The 13,094-nt window shown below is 54.0% G+C and carries 6 protein-coding genes; all 6 read right to left on the reverse strand.

All coding sequences use genetic code 11. The annotated features are described in order from the left end of the window. Positions 1-35: 35 nt before the first annotated feature. On the reverse strand, positions 36-1,940 hold the full coding sequence (locus BD749_RS13560) for a SusD/RagB family nutrient-binding outer membrane lipoprotein (protein ID WP_101445181.1): 1,905 nt from the start codon (positions 1,938-1,940) through the stop codon (positions 36-38). A gap of 20 nt (positions 1,941-1,960) precedes the next feature. Then, the gene (locus BD749_RS13565) at positions 1,961-5,086 is read right to left on the reverse strand and encodes a SusC/RagA family TonB-linked outer membrane protein (protein WP_101445184.1); all 3,126 of its coding nucleotides are present in this window, start codon (positions 5,084-5,086) and stop codon (positions 1,961-1,963) included. Positions 5,087-5,156: 70 nt separating this feature from the next. After that, positions 5,157-6,272: an ROK family protein gene (locus tag BD749_RS13570; protein ID WP_218972553.1), complete on the reverse strand. Its 1,116-nt coding sequence runs from the start codon at positions 6,270-6,272 to the stop codon at positions 5,157-5,159. A gap of 370 nt (positions 6,273-6,642) precedes the next feature. Continuing rightward, positions 6,643-8,580 (reverse strand): peptide-N-glycosidase F-related protein, encoded by a 1,938-nt coding sequence (locus BD749_RS13575; protein WP_101445190.1) that lies wholly within the window; start codon positions 8,578-8,580, stop codon positions 6,643-6,645. A gap of 114 nt (positions 8,581-8,694) precedes the next feature. After that, positions 8,695-11,823 (reverse strand): glycoside hydrolase family 2 TIM barrel-domain containing protein, encoded by a 3,129-nt coding sequence (locus tag BD749_RS13580; RefSeq protein WP_101445193.1) that lies wholly within the window; start codon positions 11,821-11,823, stop codon positions 8,695-8,697. A 52-nt stretch (positions 11,824-11,875) separates the two neighbouring features. Then, entirely contained in the window at positions 11,876-13,084 is a 1,209-nt protein-coding gene (locus BD749_RS13585) for a glycoside hydrolase family 27 protein (RefSeq protein WP_101445196.1), read from the reverse strand. Positions 13,085-13,094: the final 10 nt, after the last annotated feature.

Consider the following 13,094-nt stretch of genomic DNA (forward strand, 5'->3'; position numbering starts at 1 on the left):
GGCAGTAGGATCAGCTTAAAGCAAACAGGCAGTAATTACCGCTTCTGTGCCCACCACAACGGTGTGGTTACGGCATCTTCACCTCCCAGGAAGCCTACAGCCTGTTTGTAACCGGCAGGGTTTGCATTTTGGAGCCCCGATGGGTACCTGAGGCGCTGCGGGAAGAACTCCACTTTACTGTCCATGTAGTTGGAAGCCGTTAGAGATGGCAGGTTAGGAAGTGGGTTCTCCACGGCAGGGGTCTCGAAGAATGGAAGCCCTAGCCTTCTGTGATCATTCCAGGCCTCCAGCGGTAACCACGGAAACTGTGCAAGATACTTCTGTGTGATGATCTTGGTCAGGTGATCATTTTTAACAGTCCCGTTCTTATACAGGTGATTGTCCGGATATTTTACAGTAGCCACACCGGTTGCGCCTGTATACCCGTTCTCAAACTGCATCGAATAGGTAGCAGGAGGTTCTGCCGTGTGGTTCCAGCTGGCAGAGGTGCCGTTCCGGTTATATTCCTGCGACACCAAGTAACCACGGAGGGGTAGATTCCAATACTCGAAGCTTTTGGTAACTCCAGCTTCATACGCTTCTTGTGCACTTACAGGAGTGCTCCAACCACGCACAGCTCCTTCGGCCAATAAAAAGTAGGTTTCCCAGGGACCGAAGAAAACACGCTGGCTCTGGCTTGTCCTGAACTGATGAGACATACGCGGAATAGTACCTACATAGGTATAGAGCCTGTTCTTTGCACCTTTAGCGCCCCAAGACCCGTTCGTCGTCGAATTCCAGGTATAGGCAGCGTCAATTTCCTTCACCACACCACCATTATCGTCAATAAGCGTACGCTTGGTGTTTCTGGCATCCGTTGTCCAGGACGGGTAATGGCTGAAGTTAGGGTTTGAGAAATCTCCTGGTATCACGAATGCTTTGTAGGCACGAGGGTCTACTGCATGCGGCAGGCCATTGAACCAGTAGCCAGCGGTTGGGTTGTTCGTTTTGGTGGCAAAGTGCTCCTCAAACTTTTGTCCCATCCAGTTGGCAGGCTTAATATAGGGATGATAGGTGCTACCAAGCTGTGCCTGTGATTCTACCCCACCCAGGTTAAAGTAGGTGTTGAAAAGCGTTTGAGACAAGAACTGTGCGTTCCACTCTCTGCTCATAACTCCTGATAAAGCATCCCAACCTGGTCTCTCCTGTACTTTAAACGTCTCGTTCGTGTTAAGCAGCAGCGCACCCGTGGCAGCTGCGGCTTCAAACTCAGAACGGGCCTTGGCCGGGTCCACTTCAGAAAGCCTCATCGCCAGGCGCAGGCGCAGCGAGTTGGCATACTTCTTCCACTTGATAAAATCATAGGCATAGGCTGGATCAAGCGCGCGCAGCCGGTCAGTTGTTGCTACCGACTCATCCAGTTTGGCACTGGCATCCTTGAGCTCCTCAAGTAAAAAATAGTAAACAGACTGCACATCCGAAAACTCCGGGTTTTGTCCCTGAAATGCGTTGATCGGAATTGGGCCGAAGTTGTCGGACATCTCGCTCATCAGATAAGCTCTCCAGATACGGGCCACCTGCAGCAGGTTTCCGGTGTAGGGCTGTGTATTGCCCGAACTGATGTGACCTTCGGCAATCTCAATGGCGGTGTTGGCAGCATTGAGCCAGCTAGCCACCTGATTGTAGTAGGCTCCCGTCCAGCCATCGTTGTAGCCACCGGCAGATAAGGTGCCCCCTTCCTGATAGTGCGCGGCAACTTTCCAGTATAGTATAAAGGATCGTTCCGCCACGTCGGGGTTCATTTGTGCACTGATGATGGAGTTGTTTATAAAATACTCCACCTGCACCTGATCGGCACTGGCCGCAACAGGGTTTACGTTAATTTCATCAAAGTCGTCGCAGGCAGTCAGCATCAAACCGGCCCCTACTAGTGCCCATGATTTTTTCAGTATATTTCTCATCTTGATAGTACGTTAATTGATTAGAAGCCAAGCGTGAGGTTAAACAGGACAGAGCGGGTAGTTGGCATGCTGCCATTCTCAAAACCTGTCGCGTTAGTGCCCGTGGCAAACACTGACTCAGGGTCCAGGCCATCCATGTGGCTGGAGATCAGCCATACGTTAGTAGCCGTTACCCCAACGCTTGCCCGTTGCAAAGGCAGTCTGGACAAGAGCCCACTTGGGAGCGCGTAGCTGAGCTGCACGTTGCGCAGGCGCACATTGGTTGCATCGTAAATATTTGCTTCGGTTATACCCAGGTTGCCGACGCCAGCCACGGCATTCCAATAGTTCTGCGGAGTGACAGCGGTAGTGTTAACAGTATAGGCACCTGTGTTGGGGTCCTGTATCACACCCTCCACCACAAAGCTCTCGCGGCCTCCATTGCGCAATGTGGCAGCACCCGTACCGTTGCGCTGCATGCTCACGTGCGTGCCAGAGAAAATCTCTCCTCCGATGCGGGCATCTACCTGGAACGTCAGGCCAAGTCCTTTGTAACGCAGGGAGTTGATCACGCCCACCAAAGCATCAGCCTGTTGGTTCCCCAGTCGCACACCTTGCTCTCCCACAGCGGGCAGGCCGGCACTGGTCAGCAGCAACTGACCGTGGTATGGGCTCTCCGGGTCATCCACCCTTTTGAAGGTGCTGCCGTAAATCTCGCCATACTCGCCGCCTACTACGGCCCACACCCGCACGTCATCAAAGCCACCCAGCGGATAAACTTCAATGTCCTCGTACAGGTCTTCTACCGTGTTGCGGTTTCTTGAGAAATTACCAGTGATGTTCCAGTTGAAGCCGGCAGGGTTACGGATAAGCTCCGCATTTACCATTACCTCTACCCCTTTGTTCTGGATATCACCCGCATTGATTTTTCGGAAACTGTAACCGCTCAAAGGGTCCATTGGCAGGTTGATGAGCTGGCGAGTGGCGTTGGACTTGTACCAGGCCACATCAACACCAATCCGGTTGTTAAAGAAGCGGGCCTCCAGACCTGCCTCGTAGGCTTTCACCAGTTCACTTCTCAGATTCGGGTTATACAGGATAGGGTTCCTGCCGGCAGTAGGATTGCCGATCGGATCTTTGCCCACCCAATAAGTATTGTAAAGTTCGTATGGCCCGAGGCTGTTACCTACCTCTGCATAGGAGGCTCTCAGCTTGCCAAAGCTCAGCCAAGAGGGGGCTGTACCGCCAATGGTTTCCAGCATGTCGGTAAAGACATAAGAGGCGCTCAGGGAAGGATAGAAGTAAGAGCGATTTTCCTTGCTTAGTGTGGAAGACCAGTCGTTACGGAAGGTGGCGTCCAGAAACAGGTAGCCGTCCCAGTTAAACTGCACTGATCCATATACTGAATTGATTTTGTGCTCGCGCAAGTCCTGGCCCACGCTTGGGTTGGAACGCCCGTTATTTAAAGAGAACAGGTTGGGCACTTCCAGTTCGCCCGCGCTGCCACTGATCGAACTGAATTTCTGGGACATCAGGTTACCACCCAGTGTCACCATGCCCCCTAGCCTGCCGATCACATTGTCGCGCTGCGCTGTAAGGAGTGTACTGTAGTTGGTCTCCATGAAGTTCTGCTTGTTCAGGCTATACCTACCGGAGGGTGTCTGCGGACTGCCTCCGTAGAGTTTGTTCTCGGCAGTCGTATAGTGCATATCCCCGCCACCCTTAATCTCAGCACTCATCCAATCAGTGAAATCATACTTAACCGAGCCGTTCAGGATAAAGCGATCCCTTACATCCTGGTTCAGGTTATACCTGCCGTTCCAGTACGGGTTCATCTGGCTGCTGGATCCATACCAAATCATCTTGCCTTCCTCGTCTACTGCCTGCTCAAAGTCGCGCACATCGATGGAGCGAGGCAGCCCGAACAACGTTCCAAAGGAGTTATTGGGATTGTTGCCGCCAATAGGCCTGTTTCTGGCATCCGACTTGGTGTATTGCACCTTGGTGTCGGTGGTCCAGCGGTCGGTCTTGCCAAAATGGCTGACGGCTCTGGCCATCAGGTTGGTTCGGGAAAGCTCTACTCCGGGAGAAATTCCCTCGTTATCAAACCGGTTGAAGGAGGTGTAAACGGAAGTTTTATTATACTGCTGCTGGAAAGACACATTCTGGCTGGAGTAAAGCCCTTTCCCGAAAAAATTATCGATGTTATCGTAAATACGAAGCGGCGCGCTTTCGCCTCTCCAGTTCTTCTCTGGCTGGCCTTCGGCTCGCGGCCCCCAACTCAGCCCCGACTGTTCATTGTAGCTTCCTTCAGTCCCTTGCCCAAAAACGTTCTGCAGCTGGGGATAGGTAAATATCTCATCGTAACCAACTGTGGAAGAGATGGTGATTCCGAGGCCCTCTTGTGGCCTTCCGGATTTTGTAGTGATCAGTATGACGCCATTGCCAGCTCTTGACCCATAAAGTGCCGCCGCAGAAGGCCCCTTCAGTACAGATATACTTTCGATATCCTCTGCATTGATATCAGCCAGGCCGTTGCCCATGTCCAGGCCCGGGTTCCAATAGTCGTTATTGTTTCTGCCTGTGAAGTTATCGATCGGGATGCCGTCTACTACGATAAGCGGCTGGTTGTCGCCCACCAGGGAGTTATTGCCACGGAGCACGATCTTGGAAGAACCAGCAGGGCCATTGCTGGATCGGGTGATCTGCAAGCCGGCCACCTTACCCGTCAGGGCGTTAGCCAGGTTAGCCTCTCGCGACTCCACCAGGCGCTCTCCTCCCACTTCCTGCACAGCATAACCGAGCGACTTCTTTTCACGCTCAATGCCCAGGGCGGTCACCACTACTTCGCTCAGTTGGCTGCTGCTGGTACCCAGTGTCACAGCCACAGTGCTGGCAGTTCCCACCCGCACCTCTTTTGTGTCATATCCAATGGATTTCACCACCAGCACCGCTCCTTCATCCACAGAAAGGCTGAAAGAACCGTCGTCTCCTGTTGTAGCCCCAATCGTAGTGCCCTTCACCTGTACGGATGCGAAAGGTACGGGAGCCCCCTGTTCATCCTTTACTGTACCGGTGATTGTTCGCTTCTGCTGAGCAAATGCCAGTCCCGTAAAAAGGCACAGCACCAAACAGAGCAGAAACTGCTTTGTAAAGACTTTTCTCATAAATAACAGTTTTGAATGTGTGAATTAAATTTTATCCCTTAATTTTTTCAGGATACTTACCCAGCTGCTACTACACAATCTGTGCGGGTCCGGCCAGTTGATGTGTTGACAGGCTCAGCGTATCGCAATGCTCCATCACCAGGGCGGCAGCCCCTATGATTTCGGCCTGGAAACCAAGCGAGGATATTTTTATTTCTGTGTCTTCTGCGATTTTAGGGATACAATGCTCGTTGATGGCCTGCTGGATAGGCGCCATCCAAAGCTTACCGGCCAGCGAGCCTCTGCCACTCAGGACGATAAGCTCAGGATTGAGCAGGTGTATGAGCGTAGCAACCCCTCTGCCAATATTATAGGCAGTCTCTGAGAACAGCTCGACTGCAAAGCGGTCGCCGTGAAGGGCCGCCTCCATAATGGCATTGGCAGTGGCCTCTACATCGTCGAGCGTAAGTCCTTGTAGCTGTGATGCCCTGCCCTCCCGCAGTCCCCTGACTGCCTTCTCTGCCACTACCACCAGCGATGTCTCTGTTTCGAGGCATCCACTTTTGCCGCAGCTGCACAACTTACCGTTCATGAAAATAGGGATGTGGCTGAGCTCGCCTGCAAAACCATTATGCCCTCTAAAAAGGCTACCATTCAGCACCATCCCCAAGCCAATGCCCCAGCCTATGTTGAGCACCATCACGTTCTGTCTGTCTCTGGCCGCACCCAACTTCTGCTCTGCCAGCGCCACCAGGCTGGCGTCATTGTCGATCAGAACGGGTATCTTCACAATGGATTCCAGGTAGCTGACAATACTCCCCTGCGGTGCTTTAAGGAATGAGTGGTTCACGCCCTTAATTACATCTATAAATCCAGGCATGCCGATACCAATGCCTATGATCTTATCGCTCGAGACCCCTGTCTTTTGAATGAAATCAGAAATGTGATCTGCCAGTTGAGTCAGCGCGTCAGGATTGTTGGCCAAAGGCAATTCAACGCGTTTCACCTCCCCGATGTAATTATGGTGCATGTCCAGCAGTGCGATGCGTGTGATCAGCTGATCCATCGCCACGGACACAGTATACATCAGATCAGCCTTGAGGGTGTATACCTGCGGGCGGCGCCCGCCTGTGGAGCTGGCATACCCTTTCTCTATCACCACTTCTTCGCTGATCAGTTCATTTAGTACACGTGTCGTATGGGGCACACTTTTATGAGTTAGGCCACTTAACTCGGCGCATGACAGTTCGCCTGCAAAGTATAGCTGCTTTACAATGTTCCTTTTATAGGCAAACTGCTTATCAAACATCCAATATAAGTTATAAACTTTCCTTGTACATGTTACGAATATGTTAACAAGTTAGTCATACTTTTTAAAAATAAAAATAACTTTTTAAAAAATTTAATAAGTATTTCTATTTACTTGGTTCCCGGTTTCCATGTTAGTACAGGATGCTACTTGATACTGCCCGATGACGTGAGTGCTTCTCACCTTGCAGATTAGTTTAAAACAAAAGCCACTCCCTGCCAGGATTGCTCCAATAACAGACAGTGGCTTATTTGCCCAAAAGCAATGCTTACTCTTTTAGTCGGATGCGCTTTTTGAACTTTTCCTCCCCGCCAACAAACACTACTAAGTAGAAGCGCCCTTTCGGGTGATGGCTCAGGTCGTAGGTAAAAACACCCTCCTTCAACTCTGCATATTGCTGCTCCAACACTACTTCCCCACCCGGTTCGGTCACTATTTGCACCAGCACGTCGTGCGGATGGTTAGCGTAATAATCGAAGGTGGTGGTGTCGTTGGTGCGGGTAGGGTACAGGCCGAAGGAAAGTGCATCTGTGGTAGGAGTTGCCGGTGTGCCTACCTCGAAAGCATAACGCACCGAGGAACCGAAGTCTGACTCGAAATCCTGCAGCATGGCGCCATTGCCGTCCAGCAAACGGAGCTTGCCCCTGCCACCGCGCGGATTGGCCCAAAACTCCAGGCCGTTGCCTCCGCTGTCCTGAAACAAGAATTCATAATTCCCTTGCCGGAGCTGCAGGGTATCCCGGTACAGGGTATTGGCTTTCAGAGTCCCCACCACTCTTTCTTGTACAATTTCACCAGCGCCATTCTTAAGTGTGTAGAAATTTTGATCTGGCTGATTATTGGTCATCAGGTATACCACCATTGTTGCCCCATGCTTCGGCACCCCCTCAAAGGTGCTGGTCATTTTATTGTCTGCCGGATACTTGTCTTTCTTACCGTTTGGCTTAAGCAGCTCCACCTCAAACATGTTCCGCCCGGGTGCTTGGTCTATCACGCCGGGTAGGGAGATAGTGGTGGAGGCGGCGGGTGCTAGGTTGCCCGCCCAAGTATAGCTGCGCTGCCCAAACCCTTTGGTGCCGTAGCGGATATCCAGGCGGGTGAGCGGAGCCGCCCCCATGTTGCGCACCACTACCTGCGGCTGCACATTGGCGGGGTTCTGACGTCGGTGCGCGTCTTTCAGCGTCGGGCGCACGATATCCGAAATGGCCGCATCCTGCTTGGCAGCTGGTTTTTTGTACTGAATGACATAGGCGGTGATGTAGGCTTCGGCACTGGGGGCAGAGGAGGTATAGTCCTCCATGTTGATGTCCACGGTGTGCCGGGCTCCCGCCCGCACGGGCAGGTCAAACAGGTCGGGTTGCATCAGGTCGCCGGGACACCAGTCGGCCCGGTCGTAGACCCAGGTACCCGCCTGCGGGTAGAGCGGGTTGTCTCCGCATTTCTTCCAGATGTCACGTTTGTCGATCAGTTTCTGATCAAAGTATATCTCCCGGTACTTACTGCAGAACTCGGCGCAGTTGTCGGGCTTGTCCATGCCGTGGCCGGTCTGCACAACCCGCAAACGGGCGAAAGCGGCGTTTTTATCTGCCGTGAAAGCGGTAGGTTTCAGTGCGTTCTCAATCGGGTTGGCAGGGTCGCCGTACCGGTAGGCCCCGTCATAAATCTTGTGAATGGAGATCGGTTCCCAGGCGGGTTTGCCCTTCACTATCTCAAAATCGAGCGTGATGGTCCAACCCCTGTCATTGTTGGGTTCCCAGCCGGTATGGTTGTACTCTATTTCCACGCTGTCGCGCAGGAGCAGACTGAAATCGGTGACATCCACTTCCCAGTCGAAAGCCCAGTCTTTGCTGAAGGCCCCTCCATAGGGTGTGAGCATCCGCCCGATCTCAATGTCCTGCGACTCGCCCTTTACCCCTCCCGTGCGGCGGATGGTGATGTGGTCTTTGTAGTCCCAGTCGGCGCAGCGCATCGTATCGGGACACCCCATGCGCAATTTAAGCTTGATGCTCCGGATGCCTTCTTTGGGGGAAGGAAATACACCCCATGCTTTGTAAAAGTTAACGCCCTGGCTCGGGTCGGTCACAACAGTCAGGCGCTTGTGCGTGACCACATGCAGAGTGTCGGAGGCATAGGTCTGAAATGAAAAAAGCAAGAGAATAGCAGTGAGGGTGTAATACCATACCTTGCTGTTGGTCTTGGAGCTCATGTATTTCCGTAGTTATTGATGGTGTAAACAAAGAGGGCCCGACAACCACCAGAAGCGAGTTGCCGGGCTTTTTTTGACTAGTTTGCTATACCTATTCGAGCGGTATGGGTCATTCTACTTTTTCACAGGCACGATGCGGTATTCATACTGGTAGGGCTTGTTGAGGAACAACTGGTACTTATCCAGCGGCAGGAGCCCCCAGCTGTTGTTACCGCCCAAGCCAAGCTGCTGCAAGTCCACGTGCAGGTGTATGTTCTTGTCTGGCTCCAGCGAGCCTGAGTGCGTCTGGTGCTTATCGAAGCCCGGGAACAACTGGTTTGGGCTGTAGGGCAGGGCGCTCACGTTAAGCAGTGTGTCGATGTATTGAATGATAATGCCAGAACCATCCTTGCGGCTGATCTTGGCCCAGCGCACATCCGCCTTATTGCCGCTTTCCTGCGGACGGGCGTAGGGGTGGTACTGCTCAGCAATGCTGCCCTTGTAATGCCCCACCAGGGCAGCCGTTTTCCTGTCCCAGTAGCTCTCCCACGGACCGCGGCCATACCACTCCATGCTTTTAAAGTCGGTCGGCAGGGTCATGTGGTTGCCTACCTTCAAGGTCAGCATCCTCAGTTCCTTAAGTGGCTGCACACTGTTTTTCACCGTCAGGGCGCCTCTGCCGTCGGCGACTAGCGTTTGCGCATACCGCAGCCCACCATCCAGCAGTTCCTTTTCGATGCTTACCTGCACCCGCCCATCGGGGAGTGTTTCTGCAGTTACTATTTTTACCACGGCTTTATCATCTGCGTCTTTCAGAACGCGCAAACGTTTCTGCAGATTGGCACCAAAGTCGTTATCCGTACTAGGACGCCAGAAATTGATGCGCGGCCCGCTTTCGAAAACCGTCTTGCCGTTGGCTTTGTAGGAGGTGATGTTGCCGGTTTTCTTATCCACCTTCAGGCTAAAGCTTTTGTTACCCAGTTCGATGGCAGCAGGCCCATCCGTCACGGTTATTTTGTCGTTGTTCGCGGCATAAGCCGGAGGCACCGACTTGCTTAAGGCGAACTCCTCGAGGGCCAGCTCAGTGCCTGCTTTCAGCATGCCCTCGTCGTTTTTGAGCACAGCGCGCACTTGCAGGTAATATTCGTTCAGGCTATCCGCCTTGATAGCCTCTGCCGGCAGGGTAAGCCTGGCAGTTTGCCCTGGTTGCACAGTCAGCTCATCTATCGTGCCGGCCTTCACTTCCTTTCCATCGCGCAGGAGTGCCCATTGCAGCTTGAAGTTGTCCAGGGAGCGGAAGAAATACTTGCTGCGCACGCCGAGCTGATCTCGCTGCAGCGTGAAGGCGATGTTCTGGTATACCTTGCGCACTTCGTAGGCGTGCGGATGCAGGCTGCGGTCCGAGGCGATCACCCCGTTCAGCAGGAAGTTGTTGTCGCTCGGCGTGTCTTTATCACCCCAGTCGCCGCCATAGCCCAGGATTCTCTTGCCGTCTTTCTGGCGATACACCCCCTGGTCCACCCAATCCCAGATGAAGCCGCCCTGCAGCACGGGGTAGGTCTCGAAGATATCCCAGTACTCTTTCAGGTTGCCGATACTGTTGCCCATGGCATGTGCATACTCACACAGCAGGTGTGGCTGCGTGGGGTTGCTTTGGGCATAGGCAACCACCTCGTCAGGCGTGCTGTACATTTTTGAGTAGATGTCTGTGTTCCAGTCACCTGACGCCAGTTCGTAATGCACGGGCAGGGAGGGATCCAGTCGCTTGGCCAGTTCGTAGCCTCTGTAAAAGTTCCAGCCGTTGCCTGCCTCGTTCCCCAGGCTCCAGGAGAAGATGCTCGGGTGGTTGCGGTCGCGGAGAATCATCCGGCTGATGCGGGTCAGGTGCGCCAGTTCCCACTCGGGGGCATTGGCCAGGGTGCGGCCCGGGTCGTAGTGCATGCCATGCGACTCCACGTTGGCCTCGTCCATGACGTACAGTCCGTACTCGTCGCAAAGCTCGTAAAAGTAAGGGTCGTTCGGGTAGTGGCTGGTGCGCACGGCGTTTATGTTCAGCTGCTTCATCAGCCTTACTTCCTCGCGCATGTTTTCGCGGCTCACCACCTGCCCTGTTTCTGGGTGCGTTTCGTGCCGGTTCACGCCCTTGAACATCACCGGCTTGCCGTTCACCAAAATCTGCGTGTTTTTGATTTCTACCGTGCGGAAACCAATCTTGCGGCTGATCACCTCCTGCACGGTGCCATCCGTATCGTTTAGTGTTATTTCGAGGCGGTAGAGGTGTGGGGTTTCGGCGCTCCAGGCTGCCGCGTTGGCAATGCGGGCAGTAAAGCGCAGTTCGGTTTTGCCCTGCTTCATTTTCAAGCCCCCGGCCTGCTGTTGTGCGCTCCATACCTTGCGGCCGCCTGCGTCGTAAAGGGTCGCTGTCACCGCATAGCGCTCCTGATTCTCGTCCGTGTTGTTCCAGGCTGCTACATGCAGGTTCAGCAGTCCATCGCGGTAGTTATTGTCCAGCGAGGCATTGGTCACGAAGTCGTAGAGGTGCACATTGGGGCGGGTATAAAGGTAGCAGTCGCGGCTGATGCCCGACACGCGCCACATGTCCTGCGCCTCCAGGTAGCTGCCATCACTCCAGCGGCGCACCTCCAGGGCAATCAGGTTCTGCCCGGGCTGCACATACGGGGTGATATCGAACTCAGACTCCAGCTTGCTGTCTTTGCCCAACCCCACATACTTCCCGTTCACATAAAGCTTAAAAGCTGATTTGACGGCCCCCAGGTGAATAAACACACGCTGCCCGTTCCAGTGGGCGGGCAGGCTAACCACACGGCGGTAGGCCCCCGCCGGCTGCTCGATATCATCAGGGATATCCGGCGGCTGCGGGTTCTTCATGTTGAACTCAAAGGAGGGGTTCACATAAATGGGCACACCATAGCCGTTGAACTCCCAGTTGGCCGGCACCGGGAAGTCGTTCCACCCCTTATCACTAAAGCTGGTGGCGTAAAAATCCTGCGGCAGCTGCTTGTAATCTTTCACCCAGTGAAACTTCCACGTCCCGTTCAGGGAGAGGAAGTGGGATGATTTGGCCTTGTCGCCGGCAGCGGCTTTGGCAACATCCTCGAAGGGGAAATAGGAGGCCCGCATGGGCAGGCGGTTTTCTTCCTGTATGGCGGGGTTCTCAAATACAGGGTCCAGGTAGGGCTTTTGTGCGAATGCCAGGGACACGCCCATAGCCAGCATCAACGTAAGCGATAGTAATTTATTCATGGTAGGTGAAAAAAGTCGGGTGATGTTTGAGGGGTGACAGGCGGGGATGTGCCTACTTCTTGGAAAGCCGGAAAAGCTTTGTCTCATGCGCCTGCACACGGCCTTTCCAGCGCTTGCCTGTACCTGCTCCCTTGTGCTCCCACAGGTCGCGCAGCGCATAGCTGCCATCCAGGCCCAGCTCTGCCCAGTTCAGGGTATAGTTCCGTGGCTTGTCGCTGCGGTTGAGGATGGCAATCGCCACGTCACCGTTTTGCAATGGCTTCACAAACACGTCCCAAGTACCATCGTGTATTTTGCGCTCGGCCTGTTTACCCAGGGGATCCTGGTTTACTGCTATCACTTCCTTGTTCAGCAGAATACGCCTTGTGGCCCCGTTCATGTTGCGCACATCGTTGGTGGCAATCAGCGGGGAGGCCATGATACTCCACAGGCTCATCTGGCTTTGATATTCAGTGTCGTTCATGCCCAAGCCGCCCATATCGCCTGAAGGGCCCGGTTTGCCGTAGAGCCCCACCACCAGCATGTCGGCATCGTTCCACCGACCGGGGCCGGCGTAGGCATGCAGACCGGCATTGATGTCAAGTATGTCGATGATCCCCTCGGCGTTCTCGTCGCTGCTCAGGTTTTTCCACTTATCGCGCACGTCGTAGGTAGTGCGCCACAACTGCCCGCCTGCCTCCGCCGCCCAGTGCCAGGGCTTCAGCTGCCCCCATTCGCAAACGCCGTACACGATCTCGCGACCGCTCTTACGTAGGGCATCCCCCATTTTAGTATAGCGCTCCACGGCCGTGGCTGAGTCTTTCGGCGCATGGCAGTAGTCATACTTGAGGTAGTCGATCCCCCAGGAGGCAAAAGTTTTGGCATCCTGCTCCTCAAAACCCAGGCTGGCCGTGTAGCCCGCGCAGGTTAGCGGTGCGGCGTCGGAGTAGATACCGAGTTTCATGCCTTTGCTGTGCACGTAGTCCGCCAAGGCCTTCATGCCAGAGGGGAACTTAGCCGGGTCGGGAATCATGTTGTTGCGATTATCGCGTCCACCCTGCCAGCCATCGTCGATGAAGATGTAGGTATAGCCCGCCTCCACCATACCTGAGGCAACCATGGCATCGGCCATCTCCCGAATGTCCTTTTCGTGGATATTGTCGGCAAAGTAGTTCCAGGTCATCCAGCCCATAGGGGGTGTGGGGGCCAGCGGGGTCGTTTGTTGACCGTGGGCAACATGCAGGGTGCACAAGCACAGCAGCAGTGCAAGAAGGTTTTTCATGGTCTCGTGT

Origin of the sequence: Pontibacter ramchanderi, assembly GCF_002846395.1 — a bacterium.
GTDB classification, from domain to species: domain Bacteria; phylum Bacteroidota; class Bacteroidia; order Cytophagales; family Hymenobacteraceae; genus Pontibacter; species Pontibacter ramchanderi.